Origin of the sequence: Sulfobacillus thermotolerans (assembly GCF_039623705.1) — a bacterium.
In the GTDB taxonomy this organism is placed as follows: Bacteria; Bacillota; Sulfobacillia; order Sulfobacillales; family Sulfobacillaceae; genus Sulfobacillus; species Sulfobacillus thermotolerans.
Map to the genome: position 1 here is coordinate 2,623,033 of NZ_CP133983.1, position 22,156 is coordinate 2,645,188.

A 22,156-nucleotide genomic window follows, 5' to 3' on the forward strand; every position below is an offset into this window, starting at 1 on the left:
TTCATTGCGCTATATTCCCCACACGGATGCTGACAAAGAAGTCATGCTTAAAGCGCTCGGAATTGACAGTGTTGACCCGCTGTTTGAGGATATTCCCGAGGCAGCGCGCTTAGATAGACCGCTGCAATTGCCTGACGCTCTCTCCGAAATGGAATTGCAGCAACATTTGTTCCAATTAGCGTCACAAAATTTGAGCGTTGATCAAGCTGTTTCCTATTTAGGGGGAGGCTTTTACGACCGGTTCATTCCCGCCGCCATTGCCCAGCTTGTTGAACGCGGGGAATTTCTGACGGCTTATACTCCTTATCAACCGGAACTATCGCAGGGTACACTCGCCTCGATTTTTGAATTCCAGACGATGATCGCGAGTCTCACCGGTATGTATGCCGCACAAGCCTCCATGTATGACGGGGCTTCGTCCGTAGGCGAGGCAGCCTTTTTAGCCATGGCGCATACACGGCGATCGACCCTGATTGTATCAAAGACGCTAATGCCTGACAGCCAACAGGTGGTGCGTACGTATGTAGCGGCGCGCCAGGGCGCAGTGCTCGAAGCAGAGACGCTCGAAGACCTTGAGCAGTTATTGGCGTCACATGATGTCGCGGGTGTGATTTGGCAATATCCCGATGTGTTTGGACACATTTCCAATCTTCCAGCCGTCATCGATTTAGCTCACCAGTATGGGGCTTTGGCAATCGTGTCTTCCGATCCCGTCGCACTGGCGCTTTTGCGTCCTCCGGGGGAATTTGGGGCGGATGTGGTCGTTGGTGAAGGTCAACCGTTAGGAAACCGATTAAATTATGGGGGCCCGGCTTTTGGTTATTTTGCGGTGACGGAACCATTGGTGCGTAAAATACCTGGGCGCTTAGTGGGAAAGACGGTCGATCATCAGGGCCGACGTGGTTTTGTCTTGACCCTTCAAGCACGCGAGCAGCATATACGCCGCGAAAAGGCGACATCGAATATCTGCTCCAATCATTCACTTAATGCTCTGCAGGCGACGATTTATATGGCACTGTTAGGACCCGAAGGGTTGCGCGACGTGGCGTCGTTAAGTGTTAACAAGGCGCACTACTTGGCAAATAAATTGGAACAGCTGGGATTACCGCTGGTGAATCCCCATGAACCTTTCTTATATGAATTTGCCGTAAAGGTGCCAAAATCTATTAGCGATCTTAATCAACACCTCTTATCCCGTGGCATTATCGGCGGTTTTGATATGGGCCAATGGTCGGCTCAATGGCAAGGCTATTGGCAGCTCGCGGTGACCGAAAAGCGTAGCAAAGGCGAGATGGATCAGTTTGTAGAAGAGGTGAAACAATGGATGTCCCGGTGATCTTTGAAAAATCCGTACCGCATCGCCGCGGGATTCGTCTCCCCGAGTCTGACGTGCCGCCTGTAAAGATCGATGAAGTAGTGGGGGAGAATTTTGTCCGCACATCACCCTTGCATTTGCCAGAGGTGTCTGAGCTGGATGTAGTGCGGCACTATACCCACTTGTCGACGTTAAATTATGGTGTGGATACCGGCTTTTATCCCTTGGGGTCTTGTACGATGAAATATAATCCGAAAGTCAACGAGGCCGTTGCGGCTTTGCCGGGATTTGCGGATATTCATCCGTTGCAACCCGAATCGACCGTCCAGGGCATGTTGTACCTGATGAAGGCGTTGGAAGAGGCCCTTGCCGAAATATCAGGGATGGATGCGGTCACCCTGCAACCTGCTGCAGGAGCTCATGGGGAACTTACAGGAATTCTGATTATTCGTGCTTATCTCGAAGCGCAAGGACAGCATCGCACTACGGTGATTGTTCCCGATTCGGCTCACGGGACCAATCCGGCGACAGCGGCCATGGCAGGGTTTCATGTCAAAATTGTCCCCTCTAATGCGCGCGGCGGGGTGGACGTGCAAAAGCTTCGCCAGATGGTTAATGAAGAGACTGCCGGGTTAATGTTGACCAATCCGAATACCTTGGGCTTGTTTGAAGAAGATATCTTGGAAATTGCGGACATTGTCCATGCCGCAGGGGGCCTGCTTTATTATGACGGGGCTAACGCCAATGCGATTATGGGAAAAGTGCGCCCAGGCGACATGGGCTTTGACGTTGTGCATTTAAATCTTCACAAGACGTTTTCTACGCCGCATGGTGGGGGAGGCCCAGGCGCAGGACCGGTGGGTGTCAAGGCCCGGCTAGAGCCGTTCTTGCCGGTGCCGCGGATTGTGGGCCAGGAGGGTCATTATCGTTGGAATTACGATCGCCCTCAGTCAATCGGCAAAGTACGATCTTTTTATGGGAATCCCGGAGTCTTGGTGCGGGCCTACGCGTATCTGAGGAGCCACGGAAGCAGTGGCTTAAAAGCTGTCTCGGAGACGGCCGTATTAAACGCCAATTACTTGTTGCATCTGCTCAAAGACGCCTATCAAACGCCTTACAACCGGACTGTCAAACATGAATTTGTGTTGACTTTGAAGAATCAGAAGAAACGTGGAGCGCGCGCACTCGATGTGGCCAAGAGGTTGATTGATTATGGCGTTTATCCGCCAACCGTGTATTTCCCGCTTGTGATCGAAGAAGCCATGATGGTAGAACCGACGGAAACCGAAAGCAAAGAAACACTGGATTCTTTCGCCCAGTCTATGCTGCAAATCAATCAGGAGATTGACTCAGCACCGGAACTCCTTCACGAGGCACCGCATCATACAGTGGTGGGGCGGCTGGACGAAACTCTTGCCGCGCGTCACCCCATCTTAACCTATTTTCAGGAAAATCCATCACAAAATGAGCAGGAGGCGAATCAATGAGAGAGGACTTGAAAGCATTAGCCCAGGTGGATCCCGCGGTCTACCAGGCCATCGTAGACGAAGAGCAACGTCAGGCTCACCATTTAGAACTGATTGCATCGGAGAACTGGACTTCTAAGGCTGTGCGCGAAGCCGTTGGGTCTGTGATGACGGACAAATATGCTGAAGGCTACCCCGGGCATCGGTATTATGGGGGCTGTGAATACGTGGATGTCGTGGAACGCTTGGCTCAGGAACGGGTCAAGCAGTTGTTCTCTGCCGAGTATGCCAATGTACAGCCTCATGCTGGGGCACCAGCGAACTTGGCTGTATATTTTACCGCTTTGAAACCGGGAGACCGGTTATTAGGAATGAACTTGTCTCACGGAGGCCATTTAACCCACGGGAGTGCTGTCAATGTGTCGGGGCAGCTCTACCAGGTGCAAAGCTATGGTGTGGACCCGGAATCCGAGCGTCTGAATATGGATGAGGTGCGGCGGTTGGCCAAAGAATTTCAGCCCCATATTATTGTGGCGGGGGCTTCGGCGTATCCGCGCATTCTTGATTTCGCAGCGTTCCGCGACATTGCTCAAGAGGTCGGAGCCTTGCTCATGGTGGACATGGCTCATATCGCTGGTCTGGTCGCCGCGGGCCTTCATCCCAATCCTGTAGGCTTTGCTGATTTCGTCACGTCGACGACTCACAAAACCTTACGTGGTCCCCGTGGGGGCTTTATTCTCACGACGCCTGAATGGGGCAAAAAGATTGACAAGACAATTTTTCCCGGGATGCAAGGAGGGCCTTTAATGAACCTCATTGCGGGAAAGGCCGTCGCGTTTGGCGAAGCGCTCACGCCCGCATTTCGTCAGTATCAAACGCGAGTGGTGGAAAATGCGCGCCATTTAGCGGAACAATTGATGGCGCGGGGTTTACGCTTGGTGTCTGGGGGCACGGACAACCATTTGATGTTAGTGGATACGAAACACAGTGGTATTACCGGGCTCGAAGCCCAAAATCGCTTAGCGCTAGCCGGGATTACCGTCAATAAAAATACCATCCCCTTTGAAAAGGAAAAGCCTACGGTCACGTCGGGCATTCGGATTGGTACACCTCAAGTGACAACACGGGGATTTGGACGCGAACAAATTGAGGAATTAGCAGCCATCATTGCAGAGGCTATCACGGCACCGCATGATTTTGACTTTACGGCTTTACGTGGCCGGGTCGAGACACTGGCGAATGATTTTCCGCTGCCGGGATTGGAAGACTAATGAAAATCGCGATCATCAACGGTCCTAATCTGGGGACCTTAGGCAAACGTCAGCCCCAAATTTATGGGCACCGCACGTGGGAAGAGGTGTTTGCCGATCTCCAACAGCAGTTTCCCCAGTGTGAACTGGCGGCCTTTCAATCGAATCATGAAGGAGCCGTCATTGATTTTATCGAGACATTGACCTCGAACGGAACGCAAGGGATTGTCATCAACCCGGGGGCTTGGACGCATCAGAGCTACGCGTTACGCGATGCTTTAGCAGCGGTGGACATGCCGATTATCGAAGTGCATATCAGCAATATCTATGCGCGTGAAGACTTTCGTGCTCACTCCCTGACGGCCCCGGCTGTGACCGGTCAAATTTCGGGCCTCGGGGTTGAAGGATATGAGCTGGCCGTAGCCTTTCTGTGTCGTTCGGTACGCTAAGGGGGGGGAACGTTCTTGGCGAGCATGTCAGTCTATGCACGGCGCATTGCCAAACTATGGGAGCGACCAAACGCCTTGGTCGATGCTTATCTCATTGTTTCTCCTGAAAATCGCTTTTATCTCAGCGGGTTTACAGGTTCTGCGGGATGGCTATTAATTGGCAAGCACAGCCGGGTGTTGCTCACGGATTTTCGTTATGCCGAACAAGCGGCGGCTCAAGCGCCTGATTACGAAGTGGTAGTAGTTCCGCGCCTTACGCAAGGCTTAGCCGGGCGTGTGGGGGATAGCGGGTGGAAAACAATCGGCATTGAAACGCACCGCGTGACCGTGCAGATGTTGGATCAGTGGCGCAATGCCTTACCCGGGATTGAATGGGTAGCGGCCGCAGGGCATGTGGAATCTCTTCGTCTTGTCAAAGATGCAAACGAGGTTGCTCGTATTCATAAGGCGTCTGACATTGCAGACCAAGCCCTCAAAAGTATTACGCCCCTTATCCGTCCCGGAATCTCCGAGCGAGCAATAGCCGTGGCGTTGGAGCATGCCATGCGGGAACTAGGAGCGGACGCCTTATCCTTTCCAACCATTGTTGCCTCCGGGCCTCGCGGTTCATTGCCCCATGCTGAGCCCTCTACGCGTTTGCTAGAAGCCCAAGATTTAGTGACCATCGATTTTGGCGCGGTATTTGACCACTACCATTCCGACGAAACGGTGACGTGGCCCGTATCGGATTCGCAGGCAAACGGGCGGCAACGGGAAATTTATGATATTGTGAAACAGGCGCAAACAGCGGGGCTGCAGGTTCTGAAACCGGGGATACGGGTTTCGGCGGTTGATCAGGCGACCCGGAACGTGATTGCTCAAGCGGGACTGGGCGACTATTTTGGCCATGGCACTGGTCATGGGGTTGGCTTGGAAGTGCATGAGGACCCATTTATTGGGCCTCATCCGCTGGTTGATTTTGAGTTAACGGTCGGCATGGTCATCACGGTAGAGCCCGGTGTTTACATTCCGGATGTCTTAGGCGTAAGGTTGGAAGATACCGTAGTCATTACGGCAACCGGATATGAACGACTGACTCACTGGGATAAACAGTGGGGAGCGCTATAACAAATTATACGAGGACGACGGGAGAGTGGGAGTCGGTGATTTCTTCAAACGATTTTCGTAACGGTGTGACCATTGAACTCGATGGGGTACTTTATCAGGTCATTGAGTTTCAGCATGTAAAGCCTGGGAAAGGATCCGCTTTTGTACGAACCAAACTAAAAAATCTGCAAACCGGTGGGGTTGTGGACCGCACCTTTAATGCGGGCGAGAGGGTCCCAGCAGCAAAAGTGGAAAAGCATGAAATGCAGTTTTTGTACAGCAGCGGGGACGAGTATACGTTCATGGACACCGAGAGCTTCGAGCAAATGACTCTGAGCGCTGCCGACATTGGTGATGGGGTCAAATTTCTGAAGGAAAATATGATCTGCTATGTAGTGCTGTTCAAAGGAGCCAGTATTGGGGTTGAACTTCCTAATAGCGTGACGTTAGAAATTGTGGAAACCGAACCAGGATTTAAGGGCGATACCGCAACCGGAGCTACGAAACTGGCTAAGCTCGAGACGGGCGCAACAGTCAAAGTGCCTCTCTTTGTGGAACAAGGAGAGAAAATCAATGTCGATACACGAACGGGATTGTATTTAGGACGGGCAAACTCCTAAACCTCAGAGGGTGCATTCCAGCTCAGTGGAAATCCACTGAGCTCTTTCGTTTTGCGTTTGTATGAAATCCTTTGGAGATGGAGAAGGTAGAGCTGTAACGGCTAAGGAGGTGTGGTCTATGGCAGATCTTCGACGCAGGGTTTCACATTTGGTGGGCATGGCCCAGCGGTATGACGTGGGTTCGCGTAGCCGCGAAGGCAAGATTATCGAGGAAATCATTGATGTTTTACGGGATCTGACTTTGGATGTCGAGGAAGTGACCGCCAATCAAGTAGAGATCGAGGATTTCCTTGACGAGCTTGATGAGGACTTACTCGACGTCGAACAGGAACTGTATGACGATGGTGATGACGATATTGAATTCGATGACGACGATACCTTAGATGACGAAGGGCTCGTTGGCAACGGATTTGACGAAGAACCCTCGTATATCGCGCTGGAATGCCCCGTGTGTCACCGAGAATCGTCCTATAATGGAGAACTGTTTGACCGTGACGACATTCAACTCAGTTGTCCTCACTGTGGCAACGTCATCTACGACAGCGAGGAAGACTGCATCATCATGGATGATGCGGATGAGGATGACGGTCCCGGTTATACGGCCTACCATTAAACCATTAGCCTTACAGCCTGTTATAGGCAAGACCCGCGGTCGCCAGCCGCGGGCTTTTTTATGCATAGGAGTGATGCAAACTTTTTTGGTATAACTTGTCAGCCCTGTCCATAGATATCAAGTAACTGGGATGGACATCCCGGCCGGACGTTGGAGATCAATGCAACGTCCAGGAAGGAGTGAAAAGGATGGAGCCATGGGATTTTCTTCCGCGGCGTTGGAAAGAGAAAGTGCAGCAGCTTGGGCCTAAGCACTTGGCAAACGTGGAAGAAGTGCGCTTTCGTCTGGATCGTCCTGTCCTGTGTTACGGGCCAAACTGGTCGAAGGCACTTGGTGATCCCGAACACGATGTTTTGCGTCAACAAGATCTTGATGAATTGGTGTCGATCCTAGCAGACCATTCACTATACGCCCGGGTCGAAGAATTGCGCCACGCCTATTTGACGTTGCCGGGGGGACACCGTGTGGGCATTGCGGGTCGAGCGGTATGGCGCGACGGCGTGCTTTCCACAATGACTGACATCACGGGGTTGAATTTTCGCCGTGCCCAAGATGTTTATGGGGCGGCCCAAAAGGTCCTCAATCTATTCGATACAACCCAGCCTATCCCTTCGCTCTTGATTGCGGCTCCTCCACGGTGTGGGAAAACGACTTTGTTGAGAGACTTAGCGCGCCACCTCAGTGATGGTGGGGAGCGGGTGGCCGTCGTGGATGAGCGATCGGAGTTGGCAGGATTTTATCGCGGTCACTACGGGTTTTGGCTAGGCATGCATACCGATGTCTTAGATGCTTGGCCGAAGGCTGAAGGTATCATGGCAGCAATCCGAACATTAGGCCCGGACTGGGTTGTCGTAGACGAAATCGGGGGACCGGAAGATCTGCAAGCCGTCGCCCGGGCCTTGCAAGCGGGTGTCGGCGTATTAGCGAGCATTCACGCGGGAAGTTACCAACAACTTGAAGCCATTGCCGATCCGGACCTTAAAGGGATTCGGGTATCCGCTCTCTTTCCTGCAGTAGCGGTCATTAGCCGGCGTTTTGGGCCTGGAACTGTGGAAGAACTGTGGCAAGGCCATCAACAGGTATGGCGATTGGCCTCATGAAGCTGTTTGGGGCGGTATTAACGGTTTTAAGCGCTTGGTATTTGGGCCATTTAATGGCTAAACCGTATCGGCTGCGTATTACCGCGCTCGAACAGGGTATTGGAATTCTTGGCCAACTGCGGCCGGAGATTGGATGGCACCACCGCATTTTAGCCACCGCTTTCGAACGCGCGAGCCGTCCATTTCCCGCCTGGCAGTCTATGGCCCATAGTCTTGCCGAAAGGATTGGCGAGCATGATACCGACTTTGCAAGCGCCTTTCGTCAAGCATTGCAATGCGTACCGGGATTGTGGGAACAAGACCTCGTCGTGTGGAACGAATTGGGCCATGTCTTGGGTCAATCTGCCGCAGAATTTCAGTTGAACCATCTGCAGGCCGCAGAAATGGAGCTCACTAGGCTTTTGCACGAAGCTCGCAGTCAGGGACTGAAAACGGCACGCCTTACGGAAACCCTCGTATCGCTGGCGGGATTGGCCCTCGTTATCGTTCTCATCTGACAAACGGAGTGAGGATATGGGGAATAACATTGACTTAATTGTACGTTTGGCAGGAATTGGAATACTGGTAACCGTGGCCTATAGTGTGCTGGAGCGACTCGATCGCAAGGAATGGGGGCAGTTGGTGGCGCTGGCCGGGGTGGCTATCGGGTTCTTGTTAGTGCTCCGGGAAGTGCAGCAACTCTTTAACGCGGTCCGCACCATGTTCAACCTGTAGGTGAAGGAGGCCTCCTGTGCACACCATCTTGCGCCTAGTTTCTATGGGCATCATTGGGACGCTGTTGCTCGTCGTGGTGCGTGATGAGCGAAAAGAACTCGGTGTGGTTCTGCGATTGGCCTTAGGAGCCGCCTTATTGCTGGTGCTTATTACGCCACTTGCAGAGGTGCTTTCGGGATTTCTGAAATTAGTCGACCAAGCTCGCATTCGAGGACTCTATCTCGGTCTCCTGCTGAAGGTCATCGGCATTGCCTATCTGGCAACATTTGCTGCCCATATTGCCTATGATTCGGGGGAAGCCGGCGTCGGTTGGCGCATAGAGGTGGGAGCGAAAATCGTGATTTTGGCCTTGGCACTTCCGCTGGTCAGTGCCATATTGCAGACCGTTTTGAAAATGATACCGTCCTGAGGAGCGATGGCAATGAAAAGGCTGTGGATTTGGCTTGCGGCGATGGCCATGGTGTGGGGCTTTTCTCCCGTCGTGCATGCCCAAACGGTGGATGCTCTTATCACCAAACAGGCCCAAAGTGTCAATACCGAGTCCTTAGACCATCAAGTCTCGCAACTGGTTAATCCGTATCCTCAGGTGCATATCCCAACGGTCTCGCAAATGGCCTCGGACCTCTTGCACCGCAAAAATCCTTTTTCCCTCCAGGAACTGCTCGATGCCCTGACGCAAGCGATTGCAGGGGATTTGGAGACGGAAGGACGGGTGTTAGGCGTCATCTTTTTGTTATCGGTTTTGGCGGCCATTCTCTCTCGTCTTACAGAGTCTATTGATGGGTCGGGGCGGGTGGCTGAAGTCTCCCAGATGGTGGTCGTGTCGGCGTTGATTCTGATTGCCCTCCACTCCTTTGGGTTGGCACTGTCGATGGTCAATCAACTCCTCACAGATGTGGTTCATCTCATGGAGTCCTTGATTCCCTTGTTGGTGGTGTTGATGGCCGGCAGCGGGGCGGTAGCCTCAGCTGGGATCTTTCATCCCGTTATGATGCTGACCGTGAACTTTGTCGCGATGTTGACGCGGAGTTGGGTGTTGCCCTTGGTGCTATTGGCTACCATCTTGGACTTGGTGAGTCATTGGATGCCGAATTTTTCGTTGAAAAACTTGGCGCTGCTTCTTCGGCAGACGGGGTTAACGCTGCTGGGAGGATTGATGACCTTGTTCTTAGGAGTGATGGCCGTAGAAGGGGCTGCCGGATCCGTGGCCGATGGTGTGACCTTGCGCACGGGGAAATTTCTGGCCAATACCTTTGTTCCTGTAGTGGGTAAGGCATTCTCCGACGCGATGGAAGCGGTCTTAGGCTCATCGATGCTATTGAAAAATGCGGTATCGGTGGTTGGAGCCCTCACCATCATCGTGCTGGTAGCGTTTCCCGTGCTCAAACTGTTTGTCATGATGGTGCTTTACCGATTGGGGGCTGCAGCGACTGAGCCGCTTGGGGTTAGTGGGGTACACCGGACCTTAGAAACTATGGCCACAGCCGTGGGATGGTTGTTGGCCATTACGGGCTCTGTGGCGCTGATGTTCTTCCTGATGATTACGGTTGTGGTAACCGTATCGAACGGAGTGGGATTGTAATGATAGCGCTGATTGGACACTGGGTGCGTTCCCTCATCATTATTGTGCTCTTGGGCAACTTGGCCGACTTTGTTTTGCCGAAAGGAGACCTCAAAAAATATGCGGGTCTTGTTGTCGGTTTAGTGCTCTTGTTAGCGATGGTGAGTCCCGTTTGGAGTCTGATTCACCAGGTTGGCAAGTCGCCTCAGCCTAACGCCTGGATTGGGGCAGGAACGGGACAAAATCTTTCGTCTTTAGTCCACGCCGAGCAGATTGACCAAGCGGAAGCGATGGTACTCAGCTACAAAAATGTGCAAGCATGCACCATTTCAGCAGACACCCAAGGAGGATATAGCGCCGTGGTGCGAGTCTCAGGAACGACCAACACCGCAACGCTGAGACAATACATTGAAGATGCCTTGGCGGTCACGACCGGCGAAACTCCCAAAGTTCATCTCATCGTGCAATCAGACCAACCCAAGCACTCTATCACACGGTACCGGGTAGAACCGTAGCCTCAAAGGAGTACGGCGGAAGGAGAAGGAGTGTCCATATGGCTAGTAATTTCCAAGAGTGGTGGAAGAAATTTGCTAAAGAAGACCGTACGAAATTGTATCGGCTGGCGGGAGTGGGGATTTTAGGCCTTGTATTGTTAGGATTTGGAAGTTTCGGTCCTTCCGTGCCCTCACCTCCCCATACCCAAAAAGCGGTCACGACGACACATAGTGGCCCTTTGGCTGAACAGGAACAAGAAGTATCGGCGCAATTGACACAAATTCTTGATGATATTCCGCAAGTGCACCGAGTGTCCGTGGCGGTCACCCTGACGAAAAGCATGACCTCCCAGTACGTCGATACGAACCAAAGTGGGCAAGGGTCTTCTCCCGTCGTGATAACGACGAACTCTGGGCAGGCCGTGGTCCCGTTGGATGAACTCGGTCCGTCGGTGGCTGGCGTTGTCGTCGTGGCGGCGAGCGCCCGCAATCCCCTCATTAGGGCCGAGCTTGCTCAAGCTGTAGAAACGTTGCTTCAGGTCCAACCTTACCAAGTATTGATTTTGCCTACCAATTAATGAGCATTGTGAGAGGAGAGATTGCCATGAAACGTCCCCAAATCGTCCGCTTTGCTGCCTTTGTGACTGTGCTCGCTGTCTTGTTAGGGTATGTGGTCTACCACCGTACAGCCCCTAATACCGCCTTGTCCGCCTCGGTGACCCCGCAACAACACCAGGCCAATACCGTATCGAATTTAGAAAACTATTTCGTGAATTACCGTATGCATCGTGACCGGGTGATGAGCGAAGAAATTGCGACGCTGAAAGCTTTGACCGAAAATCCATCGATTGGTCAATCGGCGAAAGATCAAGCCTCGGCCACCATGGTGCAAGATACCCAAGAACTTAAAGAGGAGACGCAGGCGGAGGGGCTGTTATCCGCTCGAGGATTTCCGCTGAGTGCCGTGACGGTCACGCAAAATAAAGCGATTGTCGTGGTCGGAGGAGCGTCCTTGACGAGCGAGCAGATTGGGCGTATCGCGGACACCATTACCGAAGTGACCTCATTGCCGCCACAAGACGTGGTGATCCTGCCCAAGTCCTGAATAAATAGAAGCTCGCACCTCCATGAAAGAAGACCCGCGGCCACTGGTCCGGGTCTTCCTCATAGGGGCTTCTTTGGATACAGTATTTTACAAAAGAGGAGCTAACCTGAATAATGGGGTCAGAGTGCGGCACCCCGTCAGATATTTGTTTAGAAGGTTAAGACGTGATAGCCTTCTCCTAGACGTTGTGCGACTTCCTGACCACCACGGACAATTTGGGCTTCAAACATTTGATCGGCTGTTAATCCCAGATTTTGCATGGACTGTTCGCAAACGCTGATGGTGATGCCAGCATCGCGCATGGCTTGTAATTGCTGACCGAATTGTGGAGAGTTCTTTTGATTCGATTTTAGAATTTCTATTCCGGGACCTAAGGCGAGGAACTCCACGGCCATATCGGGCCGAAATTTTTTCAACATCAAAGTCATTTGTAAAATCGCATTGGCTCGCACAAAAGCTTCTTTGCCTGTCGTCAACACCACTAAAGTCGGCTGATTGTTCTCCATGATCAACACCTCCAAACGTCTTCTTGGTGCCCTAGGCCATCATATCACATTGCAGAAATGGCCATACGAGATGGACTGGGTTCTAAATTTAAGGGTCCCCCAATCAGACCCAAAGTCTGTGCATGATTCTTTCTTGTGAGGCGTTGTTCATGGGTGAGGGACATCTAGACATTCTTGTCTGATTGTGGTCTAGTAGGAAGGTAGAACCGGAGGTGTCGAGGTGTTTAAGAAAATCTTGATTGCAAACCGGGGAGAAATCGCAATTCGGGTGATGCGGGCAGCGCGGGAGCTGGGCATCAAGACGGTTGCGGTCTATTCCGATGCGGACAAAGATGCATTGCATGTGAAATATGCGGATGAAGCGTTCCCCATTGGCCCTGCTCCTTCTAATCTTAGTTATCTTCATATCCCCAATATTATCAATGCGGCGATTCAAACGGGCGCAGAGGCTATTCATCCAGGGTATGGTTTTTTGTCCGAAAATCATCATTTCGCCGCCGTGTGTCAGACATGGGGGCTAAAGTTTATCGGTCCGCCGGCGGATGCCATTGAAAAAATGGGGATTAAAGCGCAAGCGCGACAAATGATGATTCAAGCCGGGGTGCCAGTTGTGCCCGGGACGGTGGGCGCTGTGGATGATATCGCCGCTGCCCAGAAAGTTGCAGAAGAAATTGGATATCCTATTATGGTGAAGGCTTCTTTTGGTGGTGGAGGTCGCGGCATCCGGGTTGTCGATTCCCCAGAAGAATTGGCCAATGCTCTAGAAAGTGCAAGTCGTGAGGCCAAATCGGCTTTCGGTCAAGGGGATGTTTATATTGAGAAATTCTTGCGTAAGCCCCGTCATATTGAAATTCAAGTGATTGCCGATAGCCAGGGCAATGTCGTGACGCTGGGAGAACGAGAATCGTCCTTACAGCGCCGGAGGCAAAAGGTGATGGAAGAAGCCCCATCATGTGCGATGACGCCAGCCCTACGCGAACAAATGAGTGAGGCGGCCCGTCGCGCAGCGCAGGCGGTCCACTATACGAGCGCTGGTACCTTAGAATTCCTTTTAGATGATGACGGTCACTTTTACTTCATGGAGATGAATACGCGAGTCCAGGTTGAACATGCCTGCACTGAGATGATTACCGGTGTGGATATTGTGAAAGAACAAATTCGGGTCGCGGCGGGTTTGCCGTTGTCGATTCGTCAAGAAGACGTCGTGCTGTCTGGTTGGAGTATTGAGTGCCGTCTGAACGCCGAGGATCCCGAACACCTATTTCGTCCGAGCCCCGGAAAAATTACCTTATGGAAAGAGGCCAGTGGTCCATGGGTACGGGTTGATTCAGGGGCAGAAACTGGCGACCAAGTTCAACCTTTTTATGACTCGCTTCTCGCTAAGGTTGTGACGTGGGGGCGGACACGAGATGAGGCCATCGAACGCATGCGGCGCGCGTTGAGTGAGTTTCAGATTGAAGGGGTCAAGACCACCTTGGAACTGCATCGTCAGCTCATGGACGACGAAGAGTTTTGTGCCGGGCGAATTCACACGACGTTTTTGGCAGAGCGCATTAAAGGAGCTTGATGAAAGGAGCGCATGATGTCAGAAGGAACGCTGCTACCAGTCAAGACGCTACCAACGGTACAGATCGCCAATGAGGTTATTGCTGTGATTGCGGGCATTGCGGCCAGCGAAGTGGATGGTGTTGCGGCGATGAGTGGCGGTTTGGCAGGCGGCTTGACCGAAATGTTGGGAAAGAAAACGGCGAGTCGCGGCGTCAAGATTGACGTGAAAGAGAATCACGTAAGTCTTGATTTATTTGTGGTTGTGCGGTATGGTGCGAAGATTCCTGAGGTCGCATCCCGAATTCAAGATCAGGTGAAAGAACAGGTCGAGCGGATGACGGGATTAACGGTATCGGATGTCAATATTCACGTTCAAGGAGTGTCATTTGCGACAGAGCCAGACCATGAATGGAATAATGAACAGCACTCCGAGAACCCAACAGATGTGACCTAAGTGACAGGAGTATGGAGGAGGTAGAACCGTGGCAAGGCATCATGCCCGGGAAGAGGCGTTAAAAATTTTGTTTGAGCATGATCTCGCGCAAACGGGGATCGAAATTTTATTGAAGGGGTTACATGAACCCGATGCCGCTGACCGGGAATTTGCACAATCCCTTGTCCAAGGAGTTGTTCAGCAACAAGCGGAGCTGGATGCGGTGATCGCGCAAGCAGCTGTGGACTGGAAAATTCAGCGCATGCCTACCATCGACCGCAATGTTCTGCGCATGGCGGTGTATGAACTCTATAATGACCATAACACGCCCATTTCTGTGATTATTTCGGAAGCGTTGGAATTGGCGGGGGAGTATAGTACCGACGACGCCAAGCGTTTTGTCAATGGGGTGCTGTCGGCTGTGGCGAAACAGATACGCCCTGAAGGGGACCTTGACCGGATCGTGTCAGAGCCTGCGGATGCTGGGACATCGGCGGAGCCTCCCGCATAGGAGTTGGGTCATGGACGATTTCGGAACGGGCGGACGTGTCTACGGCATGAACAAACATCTCCTCCACCAAACAGCGTCGAGAGCGCAAGTTCTTTGACGCTATTTTCCTGACAGTAGGTAGCATAAGGTGGATATCAAGAACGTAAGAAAGGGTGATTCGTGGTGATGTCCAAGGCCCAACTGCTAGACGGCAAGGCGACTGCTGACCAAATTCGGGCAGAACTTGCGGTCAAAGTTGGCGAACATTATGCGAGAACGGGACGGCGGCCTGGGCTTGCGGTGGTGATGGTCGGTGACGACCCGGCTTCAGCGGTTTATGTGCGCAATAAACATCGTGCGAGCACGCAGGCGGGAATGGATTCCAGACAAGTCCTTTTACCCGCGTCGGCTACGACTGGACAGGTGCTGGAAATGATTGAAATGCTCAATCAAGACCCCAGCATCCATGGCATTTTGCTGCAGTTGCCAGTGCCTCCCCATATTGATGCTCAAGTGATTATTAAACATTTGGATCCTCGCAAAGATGTCGATGGGTTGACCCCTACAAATATGGGCCGTCTGATGACAGGACAACCCGGACTGAGGCCTTGTACGCCGCTAGGTATTATGGAATTATTGTCCCGTTATCATGTGCCCATAGCGGGCAAAAAGGCCGTGATTGTGGGACGCTCTCAGTTGGTTGGGAAGCCGTTAGCGCTGCTTTTGCTCGAAAAAGATGCGACGGTTTGTGTATTGCATTCGAAAACCCCCAATCCCAGTATTATGGCTCAAGACGCCGATATTGTGGTTGCAGCCGTTGGCCGACCGCATTTGGTCCAAGCAGACTGGATTAAACCCGGCGCGGTCGTGATTGATGTTGGGATTAATCGCACGGCCCAAGGACTTGTTGGCGACGTCGATTTTCCTGCGGTACTGACCCGTGCGGGCTACATTACACCTGTCCCCGGGGGGATTGGCCCGATGACGATCGCCATGCTGCTGAGTAATACCTGGCAGGCCTTTCAAGGAGAATTGAACGCATGACGCCAGCTACCGTCACCGTTCATGAACTGGTGCAGAGCATCCGTCAACTTGTGGAAGGGGTGCCCCAATGGCAAAGGGTGTGGGTAAAAGGTGAGTTGTCAGGCGTCAAGCACCACAGCTCCGGCCATTGGTATTTCATTTTGAAGGATGACCAAGCCCAATTGCGGGGGGTCATGTTTCGGCGCGATGCTGCCTCGTTAACAGCTCCCTTGCGCGATGGTTTGTCGGTTTTGGCTTTTGGACGCGTGGGGGTCTTCGAGCGGGACGGACAAACGCAGTTCTATGTCGCGATAGTCCAAGAAGCAGGCGATGGAGACCAATTTCAGAAACTTGAGGCCTTAAAAAAGAAGCTAGCCATGGAAGGCCTCTTTTCGTCGCCCAAACGTGCCTTGCCCCGATTGCCGCGTGCGGTTGGGGTGATTACATCAGGAACTGGAGCGGCGCGCTTCGATATTGAAACGGTGATTCGCCGACGATTTCCGTCGATGCCAGTGCGCTTATTTCCGGTATTAGTGCAAGGCCCGGAAGCGCCTAGGGCCATTGTGCGTGCTTTGCAAGAGGCGTATCAAGATCGCATTGATGTGTTGATTGTTGGTCGAGGTGGCGGATCAAAAGAGGACTTAATGGCTTTTAATGATGAGGCGGTAGTACGCATGGTAGCGGCCTCGCCTGTTCCTGTCATTTCCGCTGTGGGACATGAAATTGATACGACGCTGGTGGACCTAGTCGCCGACATGCGGGCTCCGACCCCGTCAGCGGCGGCAGAACTTGCTGTACCGGAGCGTGCGAGTTTGATCCAAGGCTTAAATTTACTAAGCCAACGCATTCACGGCGCGATGCGCCACCGCATCGAGTGGGAACGTTCCCGGTTGGCAGGGTGGACGGCACACGGAATCTTAACAGACTCTGGTCGTATCGTGGGGCGTCGCCGCGATGTGCTTGATCGGCTGGAAGAGCGGCGGGACCGTGCGATGGAACGCCGGGTACAAATCAGCCGAGCCCGTCTGGATCGTCTGACGGCGGGGCTTGATGCCTTAAATCCCTCGGCGGTCTTGGCGCGTGGTTACACCTATCTCACCGACACACAGGGGAAGGCTCGGGACCTGGCCGATATTCGGCCAGGTGAACACTATGAGATACACTGGTATAATGGGAGCTATTGGATGATATCCGAAAAGCCGGGGAAAGAGGACGAGGCATGACGCAAGATAATGACTTGGAGCGATTCGAGGATCTAATTATCCGGCTTGAGGAGATTGTGCGTCAGCTGGAGAGTGGGAATTTGTCGCTTAAAGAGAGCTTGACGATTTTTCAAGAAGCTCGTCAACTGAGTGAAAAGGCAAATCTGTTGCTCAATCAAGCGGAAGACTTGTTAAATGCGGAAAATGAGGCCTAATGTGGACATTCAACAATGGCTCCAAGAGACTCGTGAAATAATTGAGCAATGGATTAACGAGGACAGCGTGTGCCGCGTTGCCCAACCGGGCGCGGTAGAAGAAGCGATGCGCTATTCTTTGCTTGCGGGGGGTAAGCGTCTTCGTCCGCAATTAGTGATGGCCAGCACTTTGTATTTGGGGTTGCCGGCCGATACTTTTCGAGACGCAGCATTAGCGGTGGAGTACATTCATACCTACTCGCTCATTCATGATGATTTGCCTGCTATGGATAATGACGATTTACGCAGAGGCCGTCCCACCGCGCACAAAATGTTTCCCGAAGCGATGGCCATCTTATCCGGCGATGCGTTGCTTACAGAAGCCTTTGTCAAAATGGGGACTATCCAAACGGCGAAAGCTGAAGATGTTTTGCGAGCGACGGTATACTTAGCCCGTGCCGCGGGCCGTGAAGGGTTGATTCGAGGGCAAGTGCTCGATTTAGCGGCCGAGCGCCAGGATGTTGAGCTAGGAGAGCTGCAAAATATTCACCGCCATAAAACGGGGGCCTTGTTTAAAGCGGCTTTGGTCATCCCGGCTATCTTGTCGGGCAACGAACGGGAACAACAGGCACTATTAGATTTTGGCGAACATTTTGGCTTAGCCTTTCAAATTGTTGATGATATTTTGAATGTCGTAGGCGATCCGGCGGCCATGGGTAAAAACATCGGGACGGATAGCGCGTTGGGCAAGGCGACGTATCCAAGTTTGGTGGGGTTAGATCAGGCTAGGCGTTTGGCGGACGACCACCGCATACGCGCAAAAATTGCCATTGGGTCGGGGCCACAATCAGACATCTTGCGACGTTTGGTGGATTTTGCTGTGGACCGTCAGTGGTAAACATGACCCCACCTATGCCAAGTTGTCGTACGTGTTGTTGTAAAGTTTAGGGGGCAGAAGAAGCGATGGAAGAGAATATCCTGGAACTGGTTCGCTCGCCTGAGGATATCCGCGGATGGTCGGTGTTGCAGCTGGAAAAGTTGGCGGCAGCATTGCGTCAAGTGATTATTGAAACAACGGCGCAAACAGGAGGCCATATTGGGGCAAGTTTAGGCACAGTGGAATTGGCCATTGCGCTGCATTATGCGTATAACACCCCAACTGATCAGCTCATTTGGGATATCGGTCATCAAGCCTATGCGCACAAGCTTCTAACAGGACGTTATCATGCGTTTGGTACCTTACGGCAACTCAATGGGCTGTCGGGATTTCTTAAGCGGCGTGAAAGCGAATATGACGTCTGGGAAGCAGGTCATGCCTCGACGGCATTGTCGGCGGCGATGGGCATGGCCATGGCGCGGGATTTACGTAAACAGCGCTATCAGGTCGTAGCCGTTATTGGTGATGGGGCCTTGACGGCGGGGATGGCGTGGGAGGCGATGAACCAGATTGGCCAGTCCAAAACGAATTTGGTGATGGTGGTCAACGACAACTCCATGTCCATTGCTCCTAACGTGGGCGCGTTTTCGCATTATCTCACCGAATTGCGTTCTGCGCCGGCCTATACGCGCATGAAGCAGGAAGTGGAGCAGCTCTTAGATTCTGTGCCAGTCTTCGGAGGGTCAATTCGCAAGACGTTGGAGAAGACCAAAGATGTCTTGCATCATGCGGTGTTGCCGCGCAATGTTTTTGAAGAATTGGGCTTTAAATATTACGGTCCCATTGACGGACATAACTTAAGCGATTTGATTTCTGTGTTACGCAATGCCCAGAGCGTCGAGGGTCCTGTAGTGGTGCACGTGATTACCCAAAAAGGTCACGGATATCTTCCTGCTGAACAACGGCCCGGGGAATTTCATGGGCCGGGACCTTTTGAAATCCAATCGGGACAGTTTATTAAAAAACGGCAACCCCCTTCTTACAGCGAGGTATTTAGTCAAACCTTGATTGATATGGCTCGCGTGCATCCTGAGATTGTGGCGATTACGGCGGCTATGCCTGACGGGACGAAGTTGGACATGTTCCAAAAAGTGTTTCCGGACCGATTTTTTGACGTAGGGATTGCTGAACAGCACGCGGTGACATTTGCAGCGGGATTAGCGGTAGGCGGTATGCGGCCTGTCTTTGCGGTCTATAGCACGTTTTTACAAAGGGGCTATGACCAGGTGATACATGATGTCTGCCATCAAGATTTGCCCGTGATTTTTGGTATAGACCGGGCCGGGCTAGTGGGTGCCGATGGTGCGACGCATCAAGGGGTGTATGACATCAGCTTTCTGCGCACGGTTCCTCATATCGAGATCGCAATGGGGAAAGATGAGGTCGAATTACAGCAACTGTTACAAGGGGCATGGGATAGACCGCATCCCGTGGCCTTACGTTATCCTCGAGGAGCGACACGAGGGCTCGATCTCAAACAGCCCTCCTCGCCTTTGGTGTGGGGGACGGGGGAATGGCTCGCTCATGGACGCGATGTCACCATTATTGCTTTAGGGCCACTAGTGTATCAGGCTTTGGCTGCCCGTGAGATGTTGCAAGGTGAGGGGTATGACGTTGGCGTTGTCAACGCGCGCTTTGTGAAGCCATTGGATACAGCTCTTATGACGGCGGTGATGGCAGAAACCCAGGCGGTTTTGACCTTAGAGGAACATGCCATAGCTGGCGGCTTCGGGTCTGCCATTAATGAGTGGGCTAATCAGGCGCAGGTGACCGTACCGATTTTTAATGCCGGATTGCCAGATGAATTTATTGATCATGGCTCCGTCGACTACTATTTAAACCTTTACGAATTGAACGCTGATGGCGTGGCGCGGAGGGTGAGAGAGTGGCTTCCTCTAAAGAAGACCGCCGAAAAGTAGGCCACGGGGATTCGCGTCTTGACCGCGTTTTGGTCGAGAGAGGATTGGCACCCACGCGAACGCAAGCTCAGGCTTTGGTTATGGCGGGGCAGGTGCGTGTGAACGGTTCGGTTATGACGAAGGCGGGTCATCTGGTCAAGGCGGACGATCAGCTGGCAGTTGATGGGATGGCGCATCCCTATGTCAGTCGGGGTGGTCTAAAGTTGGAAGAAGCCCTAAAAGTTTTTGACATTCAGCCAGACGGGTGGGACGTCGTGGACGTTGGCGCCTCGACCGGCGGATTTACGGATTGTTGGCTGAAGCATGGGGCACGTCATGTGTGGGCGGTTGATGTGGGTTATGGCCAGCTTGACTGGCGTTTGCGAACAGACCCACGGGTGACAGTGCTGGAGCGGACGAATGCGCGCTGGTTAACAGCAGATATGCTGCCTGGCGTTGACCGGGTGGATGCTGCCTCCATCGATGCCTCTTTTATTGGGATAGCCCTCTTGTTAAAACCTCTGTTATCGATCGTGAAGCCATCGGGCCGGGTTGTCGGGCTAGTGAAACCCCAATTCGAAGCAGGGCGGGAACACGTAGGCAAAAATGGCGTTGTGCGAGATCGCCGTGTTCACGAAGCGGTATTGTCGCGTTTTGTGGAACAAGCCAAGGAGCAAGGCTGGACGGTTTTGGGGCTGGCCCCTTCGCCCATTCGCGGCCCAGAAGGCAATATTGAATTTTTGAGCCTATTGGCTGGTCAGGCACCTGGCGATGCCGTGTACGTTCCACCGATCAGTCACATTGTGGATCAGGCCTGGGAAGGGGATGAACAGCGGTGAAACATCTGATGATTTGGCCCAATCCCGACAAGGACCAAGTGCGCGGCCTTACGGGCAAAATCCGTCATTGGGCGACTCAACGTGAGATAACCGTAACGATCCCTCAGTCGCTAGCCGAAGAGACGGGGTTCCCAGAACTAGGAAGGGCTTTGGAGACCTTGGAAGCGGGGATGATCGATGGTGTCGTGGTGTTAGGGGGGGACGGCACACTGCTTCATGCCGCCAAGGCTTTGTCTCGGCTTAACTGTCCGATACTTGGCGTGAATCTTGGACATTTGGGATTTTTAACCGAAGTTGAGGTGCCCGACTTATTGCCTGCGTTGACTGCAATGGTCAATAATCAATATGAGATCGATCAACGTCGGTTGTTGTCCGCGAAGGTTATGCGGGGCTCAAAAGAACTAGCGCGATTTGAGGCAATGAATGATGTGGTCGTCACGAAAGGCCCATTTGCGCGCTTGATTAACTTGGAAACCTTTGTCGATGACGGCTATGTGACAACGTATCCTGCGGACGGCTTGATTGTTGCGTCGCCAACAGGGTCAACGGCCTACTCACTCTCAGCAGGCGGGCCGATTTTAAGTCCGGCCTTGAGTGTGATGGTCGTGACACCGATTTGTCCTCACTCGTTTTTTGATCGATCAATTGTGATAAACGGCGGCCAGCAAGTCAAAATACGCGTGCGAGCCATGCACCGGGATACGCTGGTGACCGTGGACGGGCAAGAAACACATCCTTTGGAGGATGGTGATGAGGTGCTTGTTGAAACCAGTTCGACGACGATTCGGCTTCTTCGTCGCCCTGGTTGGAGCTTTTTTCAAGTTCTGCGGGGGTGGCGAAAGGGGCATTAAGAGTTATGCGGCACGATAAGCGTTCGCGTCAGTCATTAATCCAGGAGATTATTACCCAACAGGCGGTTCAGACTCAAGAAGAATTGTCCGAAATTTTGGCAGCCAAAGGGATGCCGGCCACTCAAGCGACGATTTCTCGAGATATTAAGGAATTGGGACTGATTAAAGTCCCTTATCAGGATACGCATCGCTATGCATTGCCTGATGACCATGTGTTGGGGGCTACACGGGACCGATTGCGTCGGTTGTTGCGCGAAGTGTTAACGGGTTACACCGTCAGCGAGAATCTGGTGGTGGTCAAAACGCTTACGGCGGGGGCAGAAGTCGTATCGGAGGCCATTGACAAAATGGATTGGCCTGAGGTGGTTGGAACGTTGGCGGGTGAAAACACCGTGTTAGTTGTTGCACGCTCCAAAGACGATGCACCGCGGTTGGCATCTCGTTTGGATGAACTGCGATGAA

General features: G+C 52.6%; 27 protein-coding genes. 26 read left to right on the plus strand and 1 reads right to left on the minus strand.

Annotated elements, in window-relative coordinates; translation table 11 throughout:
* The first annotated feature begins 4 nt into the window (after nucleotides 1–4).
* The 15 genes from gcvPA (at nucleotide 5) to ORD20_RS13725 (ending at nucleotide 11,773) form a co-directional block, all read left to right on the plus strand.
* The gene (gene gcvPA / locus ORD20_RS13655) at nucleotides 5–1,336 is read left to right on the plus strand and encodes an aminomethyl-transferring glycine dehydrogenase subunit GcvPA (RefSeq protein ID WP_103375263.1); all 1,332 of its coding nucleotides are present in this window, start codon (nucleotides 5–7) and stop codon (nucleotides 1,334–1,336) included.
* Complete coding sequence (gene gcvPB, locus ORD20_RS13660; protein WP_103375264.1) at nucleotides 1,321–2,802, plus strand: aminomethyl-transferring glycine dehydrogenase subunit GcvPB; 1,482 nt, start codon at nucleotides 1,321–1,323, stop codon at nucleotides 2,800–2,802. Before gcvPA ends, gcvPB begins: the two co-directional genes overlap by 16 nt.
* Complete coding sequence (gene glyA / locus ORD20_RS13665; protein ID WP_103375265.1) at nucleotides 2,799–4,052, plus strand: serine hydroxymethyltransferase; 1,254 nt, start codon at nucleotides 2,799–2,801, stop codon at nucleotides 4,050–4,052. Before gcvPB ends, glyA begins: the two co-directional genes overlap by 4 nt.
* On the plus strand, nucleotides 4,052–4,480 hold the full coding sequence (aroQ, locus tag ORD20_RS13670; RefSeq protein WP_103375266.1) for a type II 3-dehydroquinate dehydratase: 429 nt from the start codon (nucleotides 4,052–4,054) through the stop codon (nucleotides 4,478–4,480). Before glyA ends, aroQ begins: the two co-directional genes overlap by 1 nt.
* Nucleotides 4,481–4,504: 24 nt before the next feature.
* A complete protein-coding gene (locus ORD20_RS13675; protein WP_103375509.1) occupies nucleotides 4,505–5,587 on the plus strand; it encodes a M24 family metallopeptidase in 1,083 nt (360 codons plus the stop codon).
* A gap of 35 nt (nucleotides 5,588–5,622) precedes the next feature.
* Nucleotides 5,623–6,186, plus strand: a complete 564-nt coding sequence (gene efp / locus ORD20_RS13680; protein WP_103375267.1) for an elongation factor P — start codon at nucleotides 5,623–5,625, stop codon at nucleotides 6,184–6,186.
* A gap of 118 nt (nucleotides 6,187–6,304) precedes the next feature.
* On the plus strand, nucleotides 6,305–6,799 hold the full coding sequence (locus ORD20_RS13685; protein WP_146039022.1) for a CD1247 N-terminal domain-containing protein: 495 nt from the start codon (nucleotides 6,305–6,307) through the stop codon (nucleotides 6,797–6,799).
* A gap of 188 nt (nucleotides 6,800–6,987) precedes the next feature.
* On the plus strand, nucleotides 6,988–7,899 hold the full coding sequence (locus ORD20_RS13690; RefSeq protein ID WP_103375269.1) for an ATPase, T2SS/T4P/T4SS family: 912 nt from the start codon (nucleotides 6,988–6,990) through the stop codon (nucleotides 7,897–7,899).
* The gene (locus tag ORD20_RS13695; RefSeq protein ID WP_146039023.1) at nucleotides 7,860–8,396 is read left to right on the plus strand and encodes a stage III sporulation protein AB; all 537 of its coding nucleotides are present in this window, start codon (nucleotides 7,860–7,862) and stop codon (nucleotides 8,394–8,396) included. The genes ORD20_RS13690 and ORD20_RS13695 overlap by 40 nt, the downstream gene beginning before the upstream one ends.
* Before the next feature lie 16 nt (nucleotides 8,397–8,412).
* Entirely contained in the window at nucleotides 8,413–8,613 is a 201-nt protein-coding gene (spoIIIAC, locus tag ORD20_RS13700) for a stage III sporulation protein AC (protein WP_103375271.1), read from the plus strand.
* A gap of 16 nt (nucleotides 8,614–8,629) precedes the next feature.
* Nucleotides 8,630–9,022 carry a SpoIIIAC/SpoIIIAD family protein gene (locus ORD20_RS13705; RefSeq protein ID WP_103375272.1) on the plus strand — a complete coding sequence of 131 codons (393 nt, stop codon included), beginning with the start codon at nucleotides 8,630–8,632 and terminating at the stop codon, nucleotides 9,020–9,022.
* 12 nt (nucleotides 9,023–9,034) lie between these two features.
* Nucleotides 9,035–10,195, plus strand: a complete 1,161-nt coding sequence (spoIIIAE, locus tag ORD20_RS13710) for a stage III sporulation protein AE (RefSeq protein WP_103375273.1) — start codon at nucleotides 9,035–9,037, stop codon at nucleotides 10,193–10,195.
* Nucleotides 10,195–10,689, plus strand: a complete 495-nt coding sequence (locus ORD20_RS13715) for a stage III sporulation protein AF (protein WP_158246237.1) — start codon at nucleotides 10,195–10,197, stop codon at nucleotides 10,687–10,689. The genes spoIIIAE and ORD20_RS13715 overlap by 1 nt, the downstream gene beginning before the upstream one ends.
* 38 nt (nucleotides 10,690–10,727) lie before the next feature.
* Nucleotides 10,728–11,246, plus strand: a complete 519-nt coding sequence (locus ORD20_RS13720) for a hypothetical protein (RefSeq protein WP_103375275.1) — start codon at nucleotides 10,728–10,730, stop codon at nucleotides 11,244–11,246.
* 26 nt (nucleotides 11,247–11,272) lie between these two features.
* Nucleotides 11,273–11,773 carry a SpoIIIAH-like family protein gene (locus ORD20_RS13725; protein WP_103375276.1) on the plus strand — a complete coding sequence of 167 codons (501 nt, stop codon included), beginning with the start codon at nucleotides 11,273–11,275 and terminating at the stop codon, nucleotides 11,771–11,773.
* 149 nt (nucleotides 11,774–11,922) lie between these two features.
* Here the strand turns inward: ORD20_RS13725 and ORD20_RS13730 are convergent, their stop codons facing one another.
* Nucleotides 11,923–12,279: a DsrE family protein gene (locus ORD20_RS13730; protein ID WP_173677083.1), complete on the minus strand. Its 357-nt coding sequence runs from the start codon at nucleotides 12,277–12,279 to the stop codon at nucleotides 11,923–11,925.
* 220 nt (nucleotides 12,280–12,499) lie between these two features.
* Here ORD20_RS13730 and accC point away from each other — a divergent pair, with 220 nt between their 5' ends.
* From accC to argR, 11 genes are all read left to right on the plus strand, one after another.
* Nucleotides 12,500–13,846, plus strand: a complete 1,347-nt coding sequence (gene accC / locus ORD20_RS13735) for an acetyl-CoA carboxylase biotin carboxylase subunit (RefSeq protein ID WP_103375277.1) — start codon at nucleotides 12,500–12,502, stop codon at nucleotides 13,844–13,846.
* A 12-nt stretch (nucleotides 13,847–13,858) separates the two neighbouring features.
* Nucleotides 13,859–14,281, plus strand: a complete 423-nt coding sequence (locus ORD20_RS13740; RefSeq protein ID WP_369825238.1) for an Asp23/Gls24 family envelope stress response protein — start codon at nucleotides 13,859–13,861, stop codon at nucleotides 14,279–14,281.
* A gap of 28 nt (nucleotides 14,282–14,309) precedes the next feature.
* A complete protein-coding gene (nusB, locus tag ORD20_RS13745) occupies nucleotides 14,310–14,771 on the plus strand; it encodes a transcription antitermination factor NusB (RefSeq protein WP_103375279.1) in 462 nt (153 codons plus the stop codon).
* Between the two features lie 165 nt (nucleotides 14,772–14,936).
* Entirely contained in the window at nucleotides 14,937–15,794 is an 858-nt protein-coding gene (gene folD / locus ORD20_RS13750) for a bifunctional methylenetetrahydrofolate dehydrogenase/methenyltetrahydrofolate cyclohydrolase FolD (RefSeq protein WP_103375511.1), read from the plus strand.
* Nucleotides 15,791–16,996, plus strand: a complete 1,206-nt coding sequence (gene xseA, locus ORD20_RS13755) for an exodeoxyribonuclease VII large subunit (RefSeq protein WP_103375280.1) — start codon at nucleotides 15,791–15,793, stop codon at nucleotides 16,994–16,996. Before folD ends, xseA begins: the two co-directional genes overlap by 4 nt.
* Nucleotides 16,993–17,190 (plus strand): exodeoxyribonuclease VII small subunit, encoded by a 198-nt coding sequence (xseB, locus tag ORD20_RS13760; RefSeq protein WP_103375281.1) that lies wholly within the window; start codon nucleotides 16,993–16,995, stop codon nucleotides 17,188–17,190. The genes xseA and xseB overlap by 4 nt, the downstream gene beginning before the upstream one ends.
* Nucleotide 17,191: 1 nt before the next feature.
* The gene (locus ORD20_RS13765; protein ID WP_173677084.1) at nucleotides 17,192–18,067 is read left to right on the plus strand and encodes a polyprenyl synthetase family protein; all 876 of its coding nucleotides are present in this window, start codon (nucleotides 17,192–17,194) and stop codon (nucleotides 18,065–18,067) included.
* Nucleotides 18,068–18,132: 65 nt separating this feature from the next.
* Nucleotides 18,133–20,025, plus strand: a complete 1,893-nt coding sequence (gene dxs / locus ORD20_RS13770) for a 1-deoxy-D-xylulose-5-phosphate synthase (protein ID WP_103375282.1) — start codon at nucleotides 18,133–18,135, stop codon at nucleotides 20,023–20,025.
* The gene (locus tag ORD20_RS13775) at nucleotides 19,992–20,843 is read left to right on the plus strand and encodes a TlyA family RNA methyltransferase (protein WP_103375283.1); all 852 of its coding nucleotides are present in this window, start codon (nucleotides 19,992–19,994) and stop codon (nucleotides 20,841–20,843) included. Before dxs ends, ORD20_RS13775 begins: the two co-directional genes overlap by 34 nt.
* A complete protein-coding gene (locus ORD20_RS13780; RefSeq protein ID WP_103375284.1) occupies nucleotides 20,840–21,694 on the plus strand; it encodes an NAD(+)/NADH kinase in 855 nt (284 codons plus the stop codon). Before ORD20_RS13775 ends, ORD20_RS13780 begins: the two co-directional genes overlap by 4 nt.
* 5 nt (nucleotides 21,695–21,699) lie before the next feature.
* Nucleotides 21,700–22,155 (plus strand): arginine repressor, encoded by a 456-nt coding sequence (argR, locus tag ORD20_RS13785; protein ID WP_103375285.1) that lies wholly within the window; start codon nucleotides 21,700–21,702, stop codon nucleotides 22,153–22,155.
* Nucleotide 22,156 lies beyond the last annotated feature (1 nt).